The 18,930-nt window shown below is 49.1% G+C and carries 16 protein-coding genes; 12 read left to right on the plus strand and 4 right to left on the minus strand.

From position 1 onward, the window contains the following. Positions 1–40: 40 nt before the first annotated feature. Positions 41–2,035 (minus strand): hypothetical protein, encoded by a 1,995-nt coding sequence (locus tag AJ81_RS04810; protein WP_051368693.1) that lies wholly within the window; start codon positions 2,033–2,035, stop codon positions 41–43. A 493-nt stretch (positions 2,036–2,528) separates the two neighbouring features. Between AJ81_RS04810 and AJ81_RS04815 the strand changes: the two genes are divergently transcribed. The 5 genes from AJ81_RS04815 to AJ81_RS04835 all read left to right on the plus strand — a co-directional run bounded on the left by AJ81_RS04815 (position 2,529) and on the right by AJ81_RS04835 (position 7,416). Beyond that, the gene (locus AJ81_RS04815; protein WP_031504915.1) at positions 2,529–3,827 is read left to right on the plus strand and encodes an ABC transporter substrate-binding protein; all 1,299 of its coding nucleotides are present in this window, start codon (positions 2,529–2,531) and stop codon (positions 3,825–3,827) included. Positions 3,828–3,871: 44 nt separating this feature from the next. Continuing rightward, positions 3,872–4,741, plus strand: a complete 870-nt coding sequence (locus AJ81_RS04820) for a carbohydrate ABC transporter permease (RefSeq protein WP_031504917.1) — start codon at positions 3,872–3,874, stop codon at positions 4,739–4,741. 9 nt (positions 4,742–4,750) lie between these two features. Continuing rightward, positions 4,751–5,590, plus strand: a complete 840-nt coding sequence (locus AJ81_RS04825; RefSeq protein WP_031504919.1) for a carbohydrate ABC transporter permease — start codon at positions 4,751–4,753, stop codon at positions 5,588–5,590. A 154-nt stretch (positions 5,591–5,744) separates the two neighbouring features. Beyond that, complete coding sequence (locus AJ81_RS04830; protein WP_051368694.1) at positions 5,745–6,815, plus strand: glycosyltransferase family 2 protein; 1,071 nt, start codon at positions 5,745–5,747, stop codon at positions 6,813–6,815. Then, the gene (locus AJ81_RS04835) at positions 6,808–7,416 is read left to right on the plus strand and encodes a glycerol-3-phosphate acyltransferase (RefSeq protein WP_031504921.1); all 609 of its coding nucleotides are present in this window, start codon (positions 6,808–6,810) and stop codon (positions 7,414–7,416) included. The genes AJ81_RS04830 and AJ81_RS04835 overlap by 8 nt, the downstream gene beginning before the upstream one ends. Positions 7,417–7,533: 117 nt before the next feature. Here the strand turns inward: AJ81_RS04835 and AJ81_RS04840 are convergent, their stop codons facing one another. From AJ81_RS04840 to AJ81_RS04850, 3 genes are read right to left on the minus strand one after another with little or no spacing between them, the layout of a single operon-like run. Beyond that, entirely contained in the window at positions 7,534–8,370 is an 837-nt protein-coding gene (locus AJ81_RS04840) for a carbohydrate ABC transporter permease (RefSeq protein ID WP_231845443.1), read from the minus strand. A 10-nt stretch (positions 8,371–8,380) separates the two neighbouring features. Next, positions 8,381–9,274: a carbohydrate ABC transporter permease gene (locus AJ81_RS04845; RefSeq protein WP_197536850.1), complete on the minus strand. Its 894-nt coding sequence runs from the start codon at positions 9,272–9,274 to the stop codon at positions 8,381–8,383. A 57-nt stretch (positions 9,275–9,331) separates the two neighbouring features. After that, on the minus strand, positions 9,332–10,594 hold the full coding sequence (locus tag AJ81_RS04850; RefSeq protein ID WP_031504924.1) for an extracellular solute-binding protein: 1,263 nt from the start codon (positions 10,592–10,594) through the stop codon (positions 9,332–9,334). Between the two features lie 468 nt (positions 10,595–11,062). Between AJ81_RS04850 and AJ81_RS04855 the strand changes: the two genes are divergently transcribed. The 7 genes from AJ81_RS04855 to carA are packed head-to-tail and all read left to right on the plus strand — an operon-like array spanning position 11,063 to position 18,926. Next, positions 11,063–12,325, plus strand: a complete 1,263-nt coding sequence (locus AJ81_RS04855) for an argininosuccinate synthase (RefSeq protein ID WP_031504926.1) — start codon at positions 11,063–11,065, stop codon at positions 12,323–12,325. Beyond that, positions 12,318–13,505, plus strand: a complete 1,188-nt coding sequence (gene argH, locus AJ81_RS04860; RefSeq protein ID WP_031504927.1) for an argininosuccinate lyase — start codon at positions 12,318–12,320, stop codon at positions 13,503–13,505. Before AJ81_RS04855 ends, argH begins: the two co-directional genes overlap by 8 nt. Further along, entirely contained in the window at positions 13,506–14,525 is a 1,020-nt protein-coding gene (argC, locus tag AJ81_RS04865) for an N-acetyl-gamma-glutamyl-phosphate reductase (RefSeq protein ID WP_031504928.1), read from the plus strand. It begins immediately after the preceding gene. Between the two features lie 12 nt (positions 14,526–14,537). Then, complete coding sequence (gene argJ, locus AJ81_RS04870; RefSeq protein ID WP_031504930.1) at positions 14,538–15,746, plus strand: bifunctional glutamate N-acetyltransferase/amino-acid acetyltransferase ArgJ; 1,209 nt, start codon at positions 14,538–14,540, stop codon at positions 15,744–15,746. Next, positions 15,728–16,567 (plus strand): acetylglutamate kinase, encoded by an 840-nt coding sequence (gene argB, locus AJ81_RS04875; RefSeq protein ID WP_031504931.1) that lies wholly within the window; start codon positions 15,728–15,730, stop codon positions 16,565–16,567. Before argJ ends, argB begins: the two co-directional genes overlap by 19 nt. Before the next feature lie 38 nt (positions 16,568–16,605). Further along, positions 16,606–17,769 carry an aspartate aminotransferase family protein gene (locus AJ81_RS04880; protein ID WP_031504932.1) on the plus strand — a complete coding sequence of 388 codons (1,164 nt, stop codon included), beginning with the start codon at positions 16,606–16,608 and terminating at the stop codon, positions 17,767–17,769. Continuing rightward, the gene (gene carA, locus AJ81_RS04885; protein ID WP_031504933.1) at positions 17,766–18,926 is read left to right on the plus strand and encodes a glutamine-hydrolyzing carbamoyl-phosphate synthase small subunit; all 1,161 of its coding nucleotides are present in this window, start codon (positions 17,766–17,768) and stop codon (positions 18,924–18,926) included. The genes AJ81_RS04880 and carA overlap by 4 nt, the downstream gene beginning before the upstream one ends. The last annotated feature ends 4 nt before the right edge of the window (positions 18,927–18,930 follow it).

Consider the following 18,930-nt stretch of genomic DNA (forward strand, 5'->3'; position numbering starts at 1 on the left):
GGCGAATCGGCCATCCCTAAAATTTATTTATTTTGCTTGACTACTGTGTTCTTTTGACTTGAAACGTGCCAGACACATTCGTTCCCTGAACCGTGTAAGTTCCCTGTATCGCGTTGCCTTGCACCGTGCCGTTGAAGACCACCACGTAGCTGGTGCCGTACGCGGACGATTCCATCTTTGCAGTTATCTTGACGTTGTTGCCTGAAACAGTTCCAGTGAAATCTCCCATGTCTTGGTCCGCCCAAGCAGTTCCTTTTACGGTACTACCAGACTGCTCTATGTAGAACTCCAAAGTCCCCTGTTGACCGGTGATGCTGTTCCTGTAAGTTCCCTCGAACACACCCGTCAAGTTCACGACGGTCGTGGAAGGTTGGCTCGGTCGAGGTTGAGTGCCGGTACCAGTCTGAGGCGTGGTTGTCTGCGGTGTTGACCCGCCGGCAGTTCCTCCCGTCGCCCTGGGAAGCGTGTATCCCCAATCTTTTATGATCGTTGAAGGAAGTTGCGGAAGTTCTGGAGGTAAAACTCCCTTTCTCTGCATTTCACCGATGTCGACGATGAAAAACTTACCGAACTCGAGTTTTCCAAGCAGTTCCATCGCCATCTCCACGGCTTGCTCGAACGTGGCGCTCTTACCGACCACGGGTCCACCCAACCCTGTGGTCTCGATAGGCAGTATATCACCCGAGGGAAGTTCTATGACCGTGAAGGCATGGCCGGGCATCACGACGAGGTAACTCTTCAAACTGACCGCTTGTCCCACCGCTGCAAACAGGATCGCCAAATCGAGGCACGTACCCGCCTTGTCCCTCAACACATCCCTTGGGTACTTGACATCCTGTCCGAGTGAAGCGTACTCGACCAAGAACCCAGAAGGGGTTTGGTAGGATATACCGTTGTGTATGGCAAGATCGTACAAAGATTTCATGAACGCTATGGCGTCTTTGTCCTTCAGAGCCGCTCCAGCTCCACCGGAGTATTGACTCACCAGACCGACGAAACTCTTCACCACATCGTCCAGGTATGTCACGAAGGCCGCGAGTAATGGGGAATTTGAAAAGTTGTCTATCCATGAACCAGTTCGCTCTTCCTCTGGGACGTTCGAAAATTCGAACTGGTTGACACCCAGCATCTGGATACGTTTGATGATCGTGTCCGAGTAAGTTTTTCCCGAACGGTCTTTGTAACTGTACTTGATCTGAAGGTCAACCGGAGTTTGAGAACGAAGCTGTGTGACGTTGGAAGATATTATGGGATAGTACAGATCGACGACTGCTCCATTGGGTGGAACCACGTCGTAGACGGACTCCGGAGACCAAGAGGTGTAGTCACCGAGTTTGTAAGAAATCCTCAAATCCACTATGTCACCCTTGCCCTTGTTCATCAAGATGAACTTCGCCACCCAGTAGGCTCCGTCCATGACGTCCGGCATACCGTAGACTTTGTAAAGGGCAGACATGATTCTCGGTTTTACCTTCGCGTTGACATCGGCACTCACACTGCCCGAGACGTTCTTCCTTTTCATGTTGAAAGAGAAAACACCTGAGGCAGGATCGTACTTGAGTTCAGAGCAACCACTCGGCAGGTTTAGCTTCATGGTCGTGAAGATGACCTCTTCCGAAGAGGCAGCGTTCACAAGGACAAAGATGGCCATTTGATCCGTTGCGTGAACCAACTCTGCACCTTTTCCGAGGTTGAACTCCCATCTGCCTTTCCTGTTCACCACGGCTCCGATCACATCGGTATCAACCAAAATGGAGTTCTTCGCATCGTCGTAGCTGATCTTCGTGTTCGTCAGTTCGAATATGCTGCTGAACGTGGTGAGGTTCCTCAACAGTACGTAAGGGTTCGGGAAAGTGCTTTTCACTTGCATGTAGAGTGCGTTGGTTGGGAAGACCCACCTGAAAGAGATCTTCATGCCTCCCTGCGCGTCGATGGTTCCATCCGCAATTACCCGTATCGTGTTGATGCGTGCAAACTGACCGAACGCCGAGGTCAAGACCATTACGATCAAAAGAACGAGTAACAGCTTCTTCATGGTTCTCACCTCCGTGAGAGTGACCGTCGTTCATATTGTATCGCTTTTCCTTTAAATTGTGAATGCAGTAAAAACATCGTTACTGTGAACTAATTTGCACAGATCTTTTTCTTCGCTGTTTGTGAGGATGATCCAAGCACATTGTTCAATCATCGTCAGAGGAAAATCTTCAACAAATTTGAATCCAATTATCGCGTCCTGCTCGATCTTATGTGTCTGAACTTAGCCTCCGATCGAAAGCGTTCACTCCTGTTGCGTTAATGCGACAGAAATATGAAGAGATAGTTACGAAAACATTGATCTTCGCATAGTCGAGCTTCGTATGTGATAAGCTTTAGTTAAAACAGGGTTGCGGAGACGTGGAGAAACCAACCCGAAAGGGTTGGTTTTGCTTTTGTGGAACCTATTTCAACGAGATTGTACGATTTTTTAAACATCACTAATCTCTCAATGCTTATCTCTTTTTGAATCAACCTCAAAGGAGGTGTTTGTGGTGAGAAGGTTCTTGGTGATCGTTCTTGCGGTTCTGACAGTTCTGAGCTTCGCCAAGGTCAAGATCCAGTTCTGGCACGCAATGGGTGGCTGGAGGATCGAAGTCATTCAGAACATGGTCAACGACTTCATGAAGCTGAATCCGGACATCGAGGTGGAAGTCCAGTACGTTGGTAGCTACGAAGAGATACTCGCCAAGTTGATCTCAGCGGTTCAGGCCGGCACTCCCCCACACGTCGTTCAACTCAACGAGATCAGCACGCAGAAGATGATCGACAGTGGTGTGATCGTCCCAGTGCAAGATTTGATCGACAAAGATCCTACCTTCGATGTCGGATTGTTCCTGCCACAGGTTTTGAACTATTACCGCGTCGGTGGGAAACTCTACTCGATGCCTTGGAACAGCTCTACGCCTTTGCTTTATTACAACAAAACGATGTTCAAGGAAGTTGGGCTCGATCCGAACAACCCACCAACAACCTTCAGCGAATTGATAGAAGCTTGTCGAAAGTTGGTTAAGAAGGATGAAAAGGGCAACATCGTCAGAACGGGGATCACCTGGCCACTCTACGCTTGGTTCTTCGAGCAATACATGGCGCTTCAGAATCAACCGCTTGTGGACAACGACAACGGAAGGACCAAGAAAGCCACCAAGGTGGTCTTCAACAACCAAGCAGCGCTCAACTTCCTGAACCTTTGGAACACACTCACGAAGGAAGGCTTGATGATCAACACAAGACGCGCTGATTGGACCGCGGCAAGACAACTTTTCATATCTCAAACCGTCGGTATGTTGATCTCGTCCACTTCGGACGTGGCACTTTTGATGAACGAATCAAAGAAGCAAGGATTTGAACTCGGCACAGCCTTCCTACCACTCCCAGATGGCACACAGCGCGGCGGGGTCGTGGTAGGTGGAGGAAGTCTGTGGATTTTGAAACAGAAGAACCAAGCGGAAGTCGATGCCGCATGGAAACTTGTCAAGTACCTCGCCGAACCAGGCCCGCAGATCGTTTGGCACAAGGCCACTGGGTATTATCCGATACGCGTCGATGCGATACAGACGTTGCTCGTTCAGGGTTACTATCAAGAAAATCCACACCACCTGACCGCTATTCTTCAGTTGCTCACAAGCGTTCAGAACTACAACACTCAAGGCGCCATCATCGGTGCATTCCCAGAGGTTAGAAACGCCATAGACATGGCAGTGGAAAAGATGCTCACGGGTGAACTCACACCGAAACAGGCACTCGACGAGGCGGAAAAGAACGCAAACAAGGCCATCAAGGAGTACTTCTGATCTTGGGGCGGTCCGTACGGACCGCCCTCTTTGGGGGTAGTTCTGTGCGCAGAAAGATTTTCCCGTACTTGCTCTTAATACCAACTTACTTGGTAATAATTCTTTTTATCTACATGCCAGCTTTTGACGCTCTGTACAACAGCTTTTTCAGAGTCTCAGTGTTCGGGAGAAGAAGGATCTTTGTGGGGCTGCAGAACTTCCTTTCTCTTTTCACAGACAAGGATTATTTGTATGCGGTCAATTTCACTCTCGTTTACACCGGAACCACCGTTGTGATCTCGATCTTTTTGTCCTTCTTCCTCGCTCTCCTGCTCGATCAGAAAGTCCCTGGATCAAAGATATACAGGACCCTGATCTTTGCACCCTATGCGGTATCTTACGCGGTTGCCGGAGCACTCTGGGGTTTCCTCCTTAACCCGGTGGTTGGGCACGTGAACTATCTGATGAGAATCCTTTTCGGCATACAGACTCACTGGCTCACGACAAGACCGTTTGCTGCGTACTCTCTCATATTTGCTTCAATCTGGAAAACTCTGCCCTTCAACGTCATATTTTACCTGGCAGCCTTGCAGAGCGTGCCCAGTGAAGTCATGGAAGCAAGCATCATCGACGGAGCCAATTCATGGAAGAGAGTTTGGAAAATCATCTTTCCTCTGGTTTCACCAATAACCTTTTATCTGGTCATCATGAGCATTATATCGGCTACCTTCCAGTCTTTTGCGATCATCGACGTGATGACGAGAGGTGGTCCTGGCATCTACACGACGAACCTGGTTTACAAACTCTATCTGGACGGATTCAGGTTTCAGAAAATCGGTTTGGCTTCCGCAGAAAATGTGATTCTCTTCGTCATGATGATGATCGTCACGATCCTTTACTTCACTTACGGTCAAAGACGCGTGCATTACCAATGAGGTGATCGCATGAAGAGATCCAAGAAAAGGATCATTAAGACGATTGTCTTCGAAATACTCTTGATAATATCGAGTTTGCTGATATTCGCACCAATCCTTTTGGCGATCATCATGAGCATTCAGCCCCCTGAGTTCGTCTTCTCCTACCCACCGAAGTTTTTACCCAGAGGTTTCTTCGTGCAAAACTACATCGACGCCTTCAAGATAGTTCCGTTCGCAAGGATGATACTCAACAGCGCTTTAATATCGATCTTTATAACTCTGGGTAAACTGTTCACGGGGAGTCTCTCAGGTTATGCCTATGCGAACTTTTCTTTCAAGGGTTCGAAGATCACGTTCTACGTGCTCTTTGCCACCCTTTTCATCCCCGCTGAAATTGTGCTGATCGTGCCGTTGTTCAGAATCATATCCAGGCTCGGCTGGACCAACACCTACTGGGCTATGACGATACCTTTCCTGGCCAGTGCAACCAACACCTTCTTGATGCAGCAACACTTCAAAACGATCCCAAAAGAATTCGAAGACGCCGCAAGGATAGACGGAGCAACACCTATGCAGTACTTCACGAAAGTTTTGCTGCCACTATCCAGACCTATCATCGCAGGTGCTGCGATAATAAACTTCACCTATGCCTGGAACATGTACCTCTGGCCAATGATTGTAGCGATGGAAGACAGAATGAAAACGGTTCAGGTGGCGATAAACATGATCATGAACGCCGAGTCTTCGAACAACTGGGGCATCATCATGGCCGCAACGGTGGTTGCACTCCTTCCAACTTTGATTCTATTCTTCGCGTTGCAGGATCTTTTCGTGAAATCGCTCGTTGGAAGTGGTGTGAAGGGCTGACGTTACTCACGCCTGTGCGAAACGTATCTCTGCAACGCTAAGGTCGACTCCGAAAACCCACCAGAAGCGTATCGCTTGTTGTCTATTTTTTTGTTAGGAGTCGCATGGTAAGATAGTTTTGGTAAGAACTTTTCATTTTGGGAGAGTTTTAAATATGATCCAGCACTTATTGAGGCACGTTCTTTTGATCTCATCTTGGCTGATCGGCTGGATATTGTTTTCGAGAATGAGATTTCTGCAGAAGAAAATCCCCAGTCGACGGCCATCGGTTTCCTTGATCGTGCCTGCGAGAAACGAAGAATTGAACATTGGAAAAATTCTGAGAGCCTTGAAAAAGCAAACCTATGAGAACCTTGAGATCATCGTTGTCAACGACAATTCGACGGACCGCACGAAGCAAATCGTCCAAAGCTTCGAAGATGTCAAGCTCGTCGATTTTTCCAGCGAACCACCTGAAGGATGGGCAGGCAAGAGCTGGGCTTGTTGGAACGGTTATCTCAACAGCTCGGGCGAGATTTTGATCTTCATGGATGCGGACGTCGAACCGCAACCAGAAGCCATCGAGAGTCTTGTGGCGATCCAACTGGAACACGACGGCCTGGTCTCGGTTTGGCCCTATCAAAGATTTGAAAAACTTTACGAACATCTCTCCCTGCCGTTCAACATGATCGTGATCGGATCGATGGGTAGTTTCTCTGTTTTCAAGACCAAACCGATGGGCGCGTACGGACCCGTCATCGTCGTGAGCAGGAGGGATTACGAAAAAACACAAGGACACGCGGCGTTCAAGGACGGCGTACTGGAGGACATAAAGCTTGGAAGGTTGTTCCTGCAGAGAGGTTATCGCGTCGAGAATTACCTCGGTGGTTCGCTGATAAAGTTTCGCATGTACCCACAGGGTTTGGCGCAACTGTTCCAAGGTTTTTCGAAGAACATGGCGCTCGGTGCCTCATCGCTTGGTCCGATGTTCTTCTTGGTTTTCATCTGGATGGTTGGACTGTACTCAGGAATGGGTAACCTCTTTTCTTTTCCGTACAGTCTGTACTATTTTCTCTTTGCTATACAAATCTACAAGGTATCGAAAAAAACTGGCGATTACACAATTCTGGACGCACTCCTTTATTTCTTACACTATCTGTTTTTCCTGTTGGTTTTCTTCGTCTCGCTCTACAAAGTGATCTTTCTGAAGAGCGTCGAATGGAAAGGAAGGAAGATTCGTGTTTGAGATCTTCGTGATAGCGCTTCAGTTTCTGTCAGGTTCCATCATGTACTCGTACATCTTGGCGAAGATCAACAACGTGGATCTGAAAAAGATCAGAGACGGAAATCCAGGTTCATCGAACCTGTGGCGCGCGAAGGGGTTCAAATGGGGAGTGCTTGCTCTCGGACTCGACTATTTCAAAGGAACCTTCCCACTGTTTTTGTTCATCGCGAGCGATTCACTGGCGAACAAGTACGTTGTCTCTCTGGCGGCGTTGGCGGGTGTTGCTGGTCATGCGTTCTCACCCATGCTGAAATTCAAAGGTGGCAAAGCCGTGGCGACTACTTTTGGAGCGTGGTCGGTACTGACGAAATGGGAAGCACCCGTCATACTCGGTGGGGTGTTCAGTCTCTTCAGTCTGTTGAAGAGAAAAACAACAGCCGAAGAAGATTCCTTCAGAGTGCTCTTGGGATTGATCGTTCTGTCGATCTACGTGTTGTACAAGGCGTTGAACCAAGAGACGCACCTTCTTGTGTTCTATCTTGGCAACTTCACCATCTTGGCAATGAAGCATTGGAAAGATTGGAAGAAGTTTTTCTCGAGACTCTCATATCCAGCCAAATGAAAAAAGAGGCGGCCTTTCGGCCGCCTTCAAGCTTCGATTCATTCTGACTCGGCTTCTGTGAGTTTCTTCTTCATCCAGTTTTTTTGTTGAACAACGCATACGTATTTTTTCGACAGTTCAGTCCTTCTTCGCTGCGAACAGCTCGGCACCCGTGAGGAAATAGTTGGTGAGCGTGAAGAACAGAACGAACATAGGTACGCTGGCGATCGCGGCCGCAGCCATCATCGCTCCCTCGTTGGTGTACTTTTCTGTTGCGAACTGAATGATGTAGAGTGGAATGGTGCGTTTCTCAGGACTTTGAACGATCAAGAGGGGCCATATGAGGTTGTCCCACTGAGATCTGAAGGTCAACACAGCGAGCGTGGCCAAGGCTGGTGTGCTGTTTGGAAGGATTATCCTCAAATAGATCCCGAATTCACTCGCACCATCTATCCTCGCCGCATCGATGAGCTCGTCTGGGAAAGTGATGAGAAACTGTCTCATCATGAACACACCGAACGCGTTCATGATGAGTGGTACGATCAAGCCTGCGTAAGTGTCCTGCATCTTCAGGTTCGTAACGATCAAGTACAGCGGTATCATGATCGCTTCGAAGGGTATCATCATCGTGGCGAGTATGAGCAACAGAACGATGGTTCTACCTTTGAACTTGTACTTCGCAAGTCCAAAACCCGTGAGTGAGCACAGAAAAACGGTACCTATCGTCGTCAGGGATGCGACAACGAACGAGTTCCAGATACACCTTGGATAAAGAAACTTACCATCGTTTCCCTTTATGGCCTGCCAGTAGTTCTGCCAGCGAAACTCTCCGCTGAACCAAGGATAAGGAATCCTTGTGATGTTCTTCGAGGACATGATCGATGCGGTAAACATGAAGACGATGGGTGTGAGAATGAAGATGGCAAAGATTATGAGAAAGAACCACGCTGCGCTCGAAGTAAGGAATCCTTTCACCATCCTCACCTCAGTACGAGACCTCTTCGCTTTTAGAGATCTTCATCTGTAGATAGCTGAGAGACATGATTATCAACAACAGCAAAACGCTCATCGCACTGGCCCTGTCTATCCGATGATCCCTTATCGCCGTGTTGTAGATGCTTAGGGCGATCACGTCTATGGGTTTCAAAGGCGCGCCACCTTGAACGAAAAGATACTGCGTGCTGAAGGTTCTGAGGCACTGTATCGTCGTCATGACACAGACCAAGAGCGTGGTGGGTTTTATCAGAGGAAGCGTGATGTACCAAAAATCTTGCCACTTGGTCGCTCCATCGATCGTCGCAGCCTCGTGGACAGATCTCGGCACGCTCGCCATTCCAGCGACGAAGATGATCGTGAAATAGCCCACGTATTTCCAAAAGTAAACGATGATCGTTGCCAACCTGAGCATGTTCTCGTTCGCCAACCAGCGGTAATCCACACCTTTCGTGTTCAACAAGAAGTTGAGAAATTGGTTGGCTAATCCTCTGGGGTCGAACATCAAGAGCCATATCGATGCCGCCACGACCGATGAAAGCACTGCTGGCGAATAGTAGACCATCTGCAAAAATCTCTGCAATCTTTTTCGACTAACGATCAGCGCAGCAAACACTAAACTGAGTACGACCATGGGCACGAACGTGCCTGCAGCGAATATGAAAGTCGCCTTGAGAGAGTTCCAGAAAGATTCAGACGTGAAGAGATAAACGTAGTTGGCCAGTCCCACGAAGCGCGGTGGTTTCAAAGACAAAAGATCTTTCCTGTGAAAACTCATCCACACCGCATAGAAAATGGGATAAAGATTGAAAATTGCAAAGAAGACGATCGCTGGAACGGTGAAGATGAAACCCCAAAGGGCTTTCTTTCTCTCAACACCTCTCACACTGCACACCTCACTCAAGAGACACAACAAGAAGGGTGGGCGTTGCCCACCCTTGAGTCATTCTTCCTTGAGCAAGTCGTTGGCTTTCTTTTTCAACGTCTTCAAAGCGTCTTCAACTGTGGTGTTCGTGAGCATCACCGATTCGACAGCCTCTTTGATCAACTGCTCGAGCTGGGGACCTTTCGGATGCAACGGAACTATGTGCGACTTCGCCATGTCTTCGAGGAAAACTTTGGAGTACGGATAGTTCTTGAAGGTGTCTGATTCGACGAAGTCCTTCTTTGGTTGTATCAAACCGACCTCGACCAAGTACTCTTCTGGATGGCTCAACATGTACGCAATGAACTTCCAGGCCCATTCTTGTTTTTCTTTGGAACTTTCAGCGTTCACCATGTAGTAGTGACCGTAATAGTTGCACCTGACATCCTTGACGGCGTCCTCGAAGACTGGGAACGGAACGACCATCCACTCTCCGCTCTCGTAGAACTGCGGATTTTCCGCCTTGATCCTGAGTATCTGGTACAACCCAGACAGACACATGGTCACCGTGTTGTTGTCCTTGTTGAAATCCTTTCTTGCAGGAGTGTAGGTCGGTGAACCGAGGTTCTTCCCGTTCGGTCCCCACTCTTTGAAGAACCTCAGCACTTTGAGCCACGCTTCGTCGTTGATGATCGCAGTCTTTCCGTCTTCACTGAGCAACGCGCCACCGAGTTGTTCAACCATGGGCAACATGAAGGTCAGATAGTACGGATATCTGAAGTCGAAGCCCCTCCTCTTGAGGATCTGACCTTCCCTTATGACCAACTTCTCACTGACCCGCACCATGTCTTCCCACGTCTTTGGATAGTCCTCCTCAGGATCCAGGCCGACTTCTCTGAAGTACTTCTTGTTGATGAACACGCACCAGTTGGTGAGCTCCAACGGTAAGCCGTAGATCTTCCCCTTGTACGTTACGGCGTCCAAGGTGCCCTCGACGTACATCTGCCTGAGCTCGTCGTAACTCTTCAGTCCCAGCGCACTGAGGCTCACGGGTGCGACGCGTTCGTTCACTATGTAGGGATAAGCATCCTGGATCTCCATGTTGAAAATGTCGGGCCCTTTGCGTGCAGCGAAGGCTGTGAGAACGACTTCCCTGATCTTCGCTGAAGGATAAGTAACTCGTGTGATTTTCACATTTGGATACATCTTCTGAAACTCTTGAATGTAGCGTTCTTCCAGAGGCGTTCTGTTGGGATCTTCGTGCGTCCAAAAGACTATTTCGATCTGAGAGGCGCAAAGGATTGTGGAAACTATCAGCACAATGAGGATCAACCATCTCACAAAACCACCCCCTTGGTTTTCTGACGTGATAATTATACAACTTTCCTGTGCCAAATTCATTCTTCAATCGGACATCCTTTAAAGTTCTGCGCTAAGTGCTCACCAATTTGATATCTTAGCTTCTTATAAAGTTCTGATTCTCTGTGACAAGAATTCAATGGCCTTTGAACCTGCGCGTTCTTGAAACCTTTACCTTCACGACACAGAAAGTTGTTGACAGTTCTGCATGGGTGAGATACAATCGTTGAAAACAGTTCGAGCAGGTGAAGATCGTGATGCGAAGTTGGCGAGGAACTGAATTGAAAGATTTCAACACAACGCTCAATATTCGTAGACGTGCTGGGTGCCGCCGGGTGCAGGTGGTGGGCACTTAGCACGCCGTTTTCTTTGCACAGCACCTGGGCGGCCATATCTCAAAGGATATGGCCGCCTTTTTTTTACAAGAACAAAACTTAGGAGGTGTGAAGGATGGAAGGCAAAAAGGTTGTGCTGGCGTACAGTGGAGGTCTGGACACCTCGGTCATACTCAAGTGGCTCTGTGAGAAAGGTTTCGAAGTGATCGCGTTCGTGGCGGATGTTGGGCAAAAGGACGATCTACAGTTCATCAAGGAGAAAGCTCTGAAGACCGGTGCAACGAAGGTTTACATCGAAGATCTCCGCAGAGAGTTCGTCACAGATTTCATCTTCGTCGCCCTCATGGCGAACGCGATCTACGAAGGCAGATACCTTCTCGGCACATCCCTGGCGAGGCCCCTCATAGCCAAAAAACAAGTCGAAATCGCGCACAAAGAGAACGCCCAGTACGTGGCGCACGGTGCGACGGGAAAAGGGAACGACCAAGTCAGGTTCGAGCTGACTTACGCGGCTCTCGCTCCACATTTGAAGGTGATCTCACCCTGGAAAGATCCAGAATTTCTGGAGACTTTCAAGGGTAGAACAGACTTGATCAACTACGCCAAAAGCAAGGGCATACAGATCAAAGCGAGCGTTGAAAAACCTTACAGTGAGGATGAAAATCTCATGCACATCTCGCACGAAGCTGGCAAACTCGAAGATCCACTCTACACACCGGACGAATCTGTTTTCAGCAGGACCGTCTCACCGAAAGATGCTCCGGATGAAGAAACGTTGCTGCAGATCCATTTCAAAGACGGTATCCCAACGAAGGTCGTGAACCTGAAGGATGGAACGAGCAAGGAAGATCCCCTGGAACTGTTCGAGTACCTCAACGAGATCGGTTCGAAGAACGGCGTCGGAAGAGTTGACATGGTGGAGAACAGGTTCATAGGCATAAAGTCGCGAGGGATCTACGAAACACCCGGTGCGACGATTCTGTGGATCGCCCACAGGGATCTGGAAGGGATCGCGATGGACAAGGAAGTCATGCACCTCAGAGATATGTTGTCTGTGAAGTTCTCAGAACTGATCTACAACGGTTTTTGGTACTCTCCCGAGATGGACTTTCTCTTGGCCGCCTTCAAGAAATCGCAAGAGGCGATCGATGGTTATGTGATCGTGTCCATCTATAAGGGAAACGTGACTCCTGTGGCCAGATTTTCACCGACGTCTCTCTACGATCAGGCACTCTCGAGCATGGACGTCGAAGGTGGATTCAACGCACTCGACTCGAAAGGTTTCATAAACATTCACTCCATCAGGTTGAAGGCACACAACTTGGTTTTGAAACAGAAGGATCCTTTCGCGTGGAGGAAGGGACTGACGCATGCCTAAGCTGTGGGAGAAAGGTTACACTCTCGATCCACTGATCGAACGATTCACCGTTGGTAAGGACTACCTCACGGACATGAAACTGATCAAGTACGACGTTATCGCCTCCATCGCACACGCAGAGATGCTCGCAAAGGTTGGCTATCTCTCAAGTGAAGAACTCGAGAAACTGAAAGCTGCCCTCAAGAAACTCTCAGAGTTGATCGACTCGAATCAGTTCTCCATCTCGCCAGACGAGGAAGACTGCCATACGGCGATCGAGAACTTCTTGGTGCGAGAGGTTGGAGAGATAGGCAAGAAGATCCATATGGCCCGCTCGAGGAACGATCAGGTCTTGACGGCGCTACGGCTGCTTTACAAAGACCAGCTGAAAAGGATCGAAAAACTGATCCAGGAACTGAAAAATCAACTCGTACAGTTCTCGAAGAGGTTCGGTCGAATAAAGTTTGCAGGTTTCACGCACACCAGAAAGGCGATGCCAACGAACTTCAGAACTTGGTCCATGGCTCTGTACGATGCGTTGGATGACGATCTAAGAATTCTGAGACTCGTCTTCGAACTGATCGATCGATCTCCACTCGGCACGGGCGCCGGTTACGGTGTACCGGCGAAAATAGACCGACGCTTCACGGCTGAAAGACTCGGCTTCAAGAGTATTCAAAAGAATCCCATCCACGCCCAGCTGAGTCGAGGAAAGTACGAATTTCTGCTTCTGCACTCTCTGAGCCAGATCAGTTTCGATCTGAACAGGTTCGCAAGCGATATCATCTTCTTCTCCCTACCGGAAATTGGCTATCTGTCCTTGGCCAGGGAGCTGTGCACGGGTAGCTCGATCATGCCACAGAAGCTCAACCCGGATCCTTTGGAATTGGTGAGGGCATACCACAACAGGATCGTCGCCAAGCAGATGGAGTGCGCTACGATCACGAGCAACCTCATCACGGGATATCACAGAGATCTTCAATTGCTCAAAGAGACTGTTCTGGAAGCCTTCGAGATCGTCGAACAACTTTTGCTCGTTATGAAACTGATCTTCGAGAAATTGGAAGTGAACGAGCAAAAATGTCGAACCAGTTTGACCAAGGAAGTCTTGGCGACTGAGAAAGTGTACGAATTGGTCGAGCGAGGAACACCATTCAGGGACGCCTACAGGATCGTTGCGGAAGAATTTGGGGGTGAATGAATGAAGATCAAGGTGGGAATCGTTGGCGTCACAGGTTACACGGGCTTGGAGCTCCTCAGGATCTTGAGCAACCATCCACACGTCGAAGTGACGTATCTGTCTTCGAAGAGCTTTGTGGGAAAGAGTTTGAAAGATGTTTATCCTTTCGAACTGGACGAAACCGTCTTGCAAGATATCGAAGTCGAAAGATTCGAAGATTGTGACGTTTTGTTCACGGCTTTGCCAGCGGGTGTCAGCTACGAACTCGTCAAGGATTTGAAGAACACGAAAGTCATAGACTTGGGTGCAGACTTCAGGTTCGACGATCCTTCACTCTATGAAAAACATTACGGCAAGAAGCTTTCAAACTACGAAACGTGCGAGAGAGCGTATGGTCTGACCGAGTTGAACAGAGAGAAGATCAAGAACGCAAAGTTCGTTGGAAACCCAGGCTGTTACCCCACAGCGGTTCTCCTCGCCACGGCGCCACTTGCGAAGAACGATGCTCTTGGAACGAGCGAAATTTTCGTTGACGCGAAGTCCGGTGTTTCTGGTGCGGGGAGAAAACAAGACGAAAGTTACACATTCTGCGAGCTGAACGAAAATCTCAAACCTTACAACCTCGTCGATCACAGACACGTGCCGGAGATGGAGGAAAAACTTGAAGCTCTGTTCAAAAAGAAGATCAACGTCGTCTTCGCCCCGCACCTCATACCCATGAATCGAGGCATTCTGTGCACGATCTATCTCAAAACATCCCTGTCGATCGAAGAAATTCACCGAATGTATCGCGAGTTCTACCAGGATGAATTCTTCGTGCACGTACTTCCCATCGGAACCTATCCTACTACGAAATGGTGTCTCGGTACGAACCACGTGTTCATATCTCTCACGAAAGACGAGAGGACCGACACCTTGATCGTGATGTCCGCCCTCGACAATCTGATGAAAGGTGCTTCGGGACAGGCTGTTCAGAACATGAACGTGATGTTCTGTTTCGAAGAGCAGACGGCTCTGAAGTTCAAAGCTGTTTATCCGTGAGGAGGTGAGTGGATGGAATTACCCAAGGGTTTTCTGTTTTCCGGACTAAACTGTGGAATCAAAAGATACAGAAAAGATCTTGGAATCGCATATTCAATCTTCGATTGTGTCGCTACTGGTCTTTTCACAACAAACACCGTGAAAGCTGCTCCTATCCTTTACAACATGAACTTGCTCGGTGAGAACTGCACGAAGATTCGAGCCGTGGTTGTGAACAGCAAGATCGCCAACAGTTGCACTGGTCAACAGGGCTTAGAGAATGCGTACCGCACGGCACAGAAGGCCGCACAGGTCCTGCGGATTGATCCAAGATCCGTTCTGCTCGCCTCGACCGGCATCATAGGCTTGCAACTGCCCATGGACAAGATCGAAGCGGGTATAGAAGAAGCTTCAAAGTGCTTGAACGAAGATCCGACACCCTTTGCCGAAGCGATCACGACGACGGACACGTTCATCAAGATGGCTTCGAGGAAAGTCGAGATCGATGGAAAGAGAGTGCACATCCTCGGTATCGCCAAAGGTTCGGGAATGATACATCCAAACATGGCAACGGTGCTGAGTTTCTTATTCACCGACGCCAACATTTCTCCGAGCGCGCTGAAGAAGGCTCTCAAAGACTCTGTCGAAAAAAGCTACAACATGATCGACGTGGATGGCGACACGAGCACGAACGACATGGTCCTGGCTCTCGCGAACGCTCAAGCCGGAAACGGAAGAATAGAGGAAGACAGTCCTGAGTTTTCGAAATTCTTTGAAAGCCTCCACGAGATCAACATTGAACTTGCGAAGATGATCGTCAAAGATGGTGAAGGGGCGACCAAATTGATCGAAGTCAGAGTGGTCCACGCACCAGACGAGCTTTCAGCAAGAAAGATCGCAAGATCGATCGTGTCATCCAACTTGGTCAAAACCGCGATCCATGCGCAAGATCCAAACTGGGGCAGGATCGTCGCGGCCGCGGGTTGCTCGGGTGTGAACTTCGACCTCTCTCGAATGGACCTGCACATCGGCGATGGGAAAAACACGATCACAGTGCTGAAACACGGTCTTCCTTGCGAATTCAACGAAGAAGAAGCGACCACGATCCTTTCAGCGAGCGAAATCTTTCTGACGGTGGACCTGAACGATGGTCTTCACAGCGCGACGGCGTGGGGTTGCGATCTGAGTGAAGAGTACATCAAGAAGAACGGGAGGTACAAAGCATGGGCCAAGACGTTGTGAGCAACTTGTTCGAGGTGCTCCCCTACCTTGAACGCTTCCATGGCAAAACAATGCTCGTGAAGGTCGGAGGCAACGTGCTCAACGATCGAAAGTCCAAAGACTGCTTCGCACGGAGCATCACCTTTCTCGTTTGCGTTGGGATCAAGCCACTCATCGTTCACGGTGGGGGTCCCGAGATCACAACCTTGATGGAAAAGCTTGGGATGAAACCCACCTTCAGGAACGGTTACAGGGTGACGGACGAGCAAACCATGGAAGTCGTGGAGATGGTGCTCAACAAAATCAACAAAGACCTCGTCGCGACTTTGAACCTCAGCGGTGTCAAGGCCATTGGCATTTGCGGAAAAGACGTCAACTTTCTGATCGCAGAGAAAGATACGCAGTATGGCGATATAGGTTACGTGGGGAAGGTGAAGAGAATCAATGAAGATTTGGTGAGTTGGCTCTTCCAGGCTGGCTACGTTCCAGTCATAGCGCCGATCGGCGTTGGTGAGGATGGTACGACGTACAATCTGAACGCCGACGTTGCCGCTGCTCAGATCGCCATCGCCTTGAAGGCGGAAATGATCATCTTCATGACCGACGTCGACGGTGTCATGAAGGACGGACGACTCGTTTCACAACTCGATGTTGAGGAAGCTTTGAAACTCATCCAAGAAGGCATCGTGAAGGCAGGCATGGTGCCGAAACTGAGCTGTGCTGTGGAAGCTGTGAAAAACGGTGTCAAGAGCGCGCGCATAATCAATGGCAATGATCCCACTGCTCTTCTCGCAACACTCTTTGCATCAGGACCGATCGGTACGATCGTAACCAATCACTGAGGGAGGTGAATCGTTTGATCAACGGTAAAGAACACTTGATGAACACCTACCACAGGTTCGACGTCGTGTTCGATCGTGGCAAAGGTGCGTTCATCTGGGACAAGGATGGAAGGATGTATCTGGATTTTGGCTCGGGTGTTGCGGTAAATGCGCTCGGTCATTGTCATCCAGAGTTGGTCAAGACGATCAAGAAACAGGCCGAGAAACTGATGCACTGTTCAAACCTTTACTGGACAGAACCTCAAATTGAACTTGCCGAGATGCTGTCGAAGAACTCCTTGAACGGTAGAGTTTTCTTCGTGAACAGTGGTGCGGAAGCGATCGAGACGGCGATAAAGATCGCGAGGAAGTATGGAAAAACCAAGCATGAAAACAAGTACAGGATCCTTTCAGCGATGAACTCCTTCCACGGCAGAACCATGGGTGCACTTTCGGCAACTTGGCAGACGAAGTATCAAGAAAAGTTCAAACCACTCGTGGAGGGCTTCGAAAAATTCGAATTGAACGATGTGAAATCTCTCAAGGCTAAGTTTTCCAACGACGTGTGCGGAGTCATTCTGGAACCCGTACAGGGTGAGAGTGGAATCTTCTTAGCGAACAAAGAATTCGTCAAAGCGCTGAGAAAACTGTGCGATGAGTACGATGCTTTGCTCATCTTCGACGAGGTCCAATGTGGCATGGGTAGAACGGGAAAACTCTTCGCTTACCAACACTTCGACGTTGAACCGGATGTGCTCGCCGTCGCGAAAGGTTTGGGCGGTGGATTTCCCATAGGTGCGGTGATCGCCAACGAAAAGGCCGACGTTTTCGAACCGGGTGATCATGGATCCACCTTCGGTGGAAATCCTCTCGCGTGTAGTGCTGGCCTGGTGGTGATGAAGCAGTTGCTGAAGGATGGGTTCTTACAGAGGGTGACTCGCATGGGAGAACAGCTTGGAAAACTGCTCTCTGAACTGTGGAAAGAGTTTCCAGACAAGATCGAACGGGTGAGGGGTATCGGCCTGATGTGGGGTGTTCAGTTGGTCAAAGAGATCTCTGCGAACGAATTCGCGAAGGAATGTTTGAATCAAGGTCTCTTGGTCGTACCGGCAGGCAACAACACCGTTAGGCTTTTACCACCGTTGATCGTTCAGAAGAAGCACATAACGCAGGCTATCGAGATCTTGAGAAATGTCTTGATGAAGGTTGGGAAGAAGATATGAAAAAGGCGCTGTTGGTTTTGGAAGACGGTACGTTCTGTTTCGGTGAAAGTCTTGCGGCGGAAGGCGAAGTCTACGGTGAGCTGGTCTTCAACACGGCCATGATGGGTTATCAAGAAGTGCTCAGTGATCCTTCCTATACCAATCAAATAGTCGTGATGACCTACCCTGAAGTGGGTATATATGGTGTCAACGAGGAAGATATCGAATCGGATCGTGTGAGAGTCAAGGGTTTCGTCGTATTCAGGATGGTGGAGAAAGCTTACAATCACAGGGCAACAAAGACCTTGATCGAGTACTTGAGAGAAAACGGTACGATGGCCATTCAAGGCGTGGACACAAGGTCTCTAACGAGGAAGATCAGGTCCCAAGGCACGATGAAGGGTGCCATATCGACGATCGATCTGGATCCAACCTCTTTGCTCGAGAAGGTCAGACAGAGCGAGCCAGTGCTCGGTGTCGATCTGGTGAAAGAAGTTTGCTGCAAAGAGAACTTCCTCGACGATTCTTCAGGTCCCCGCGTGGCTGTGATCGACTGTGGAGTGAAATTCAACATCTTGAGGGAGTTGAGAAAGCGTGGTCTTTCCATCTTGAGGGTCCCTTACACGATCGAGTTTGAAGAACTGAAGAGATTCGACGTTCAAGGCGTGCTGATTTCCAACGGACCAGGAGATCCATCCATCTTGATCAAAACCATCGATTTGGTGAGACAAATCTTGTTGCACCGTTTGCCCGTGGCCGGCATATGCTTGGGACATCAACTGCTCGCACTCGCCATCGGTGGAAAGACTTACAAGATGAAGTTCGGTCACAGGGGTGTGAACCATCCTGTGAAAGATCTTGAGAGGAACAAAGTCTTGATCACGACTCACAACCACGGCTTTGCAGTCGAGCCATCGAGCTTGAGAATAAATGGCATAGAGGACGACATCTTTCACTACGAGAAGCTCTCGAACGCCGATGAACTGCTGGGTGAAAGCCCTGCAGGATTTGGAAAGGTGAAGGTCACACACGTTTCGTTGAACGACGGCACGATCGAGGGAATGAAGCTGTTGGACTATCCCGCATTCTCGGTTCAGTTCCATCCGGAAGCTTGCCCCGGTCCGCACGATGCGAACTTCTTCTTCGACGATTTCGCAAAGTTGATCAAAGGAAGGTGAGAAC

Origin of the sequence: Pseudothermotoga hypogea DSM 11164 = NBRC 106472 (genome assembly GCF_000816145.1) — a bacterium.
Taxonomy (GTDB): Bacteria; Thermotogota; Thermotogae; order Thermotogales; family DSM-5069; genus Pseudothermotoga_A; species Pseudothermotoga_A hypogea.

Coding starts and splice junctions, on each gene's coding strand:
- AJ81_RS04810 (WP_051368693.1), bottom strand. CDS start 2,035: ATGAAGAAGCTGTTACTCGTTCTTTTGATCGTAATGGTCTTGACCTCG.
- AJ81_RS04825 (WP_031504919.1), top strand. CDS start 4,751: ATGAAGAGATCCAAGAAAAGGATCATTAAGACGATTGTCTTCGAAATA.
- AJ81_RS04830 (WP_051368694.1), top strand. CDS start 5,745: ATGATCCAGCACTTATTGAGGCACGTTCTTTTGATCTCATCTTGGCTG.
- AJ81_RS04855 (WP_031504926.1), top strand. CDS start 11,063: ATGGAAGGCAAAAAGGTTGTGCTGGCGTACAGTGGAGGTCTGGACACC.
- argH (WP_031504927.1), top strand. CDS start 12,318: ATGCCTAAGCTGTGGGAGAAAGGTTACACTCTCGATCCACTGATCGAA.
- argC (WP_031504928.1), top strand. CDS start 13,506: ATGAAGATCAAGGTGGGAATCGTTGGCGTCACAGGTTACACGGGCTTG.
- argJ (WP_031504930.1), top strand. CDS start 14,538: ATGGAATTACCCAAGGGTTTTCTGTTTTCCGGACTAAACTGTGGAATC.
- argB (WP_031504931.1), top strand. CDS start 15,728: ATGGGCCAAGACGTTGTGAGCAACTTGTTCGAGGTGCTCCCCTACCTT.
- AJ81_RS04880 (WP_031504932.1), top strand. CDS start 16,606: ATGAACACCTACCACAGGTTCGACGTCGTGTTCGATCGTGGCAAAGGT.
- carA (WP_031504933.1), top strand. CDS start 17,766: ATGAAAAAGGCGCTGTTGGTTTTGGAAGACGGTACGTTCTGTTTCGGT.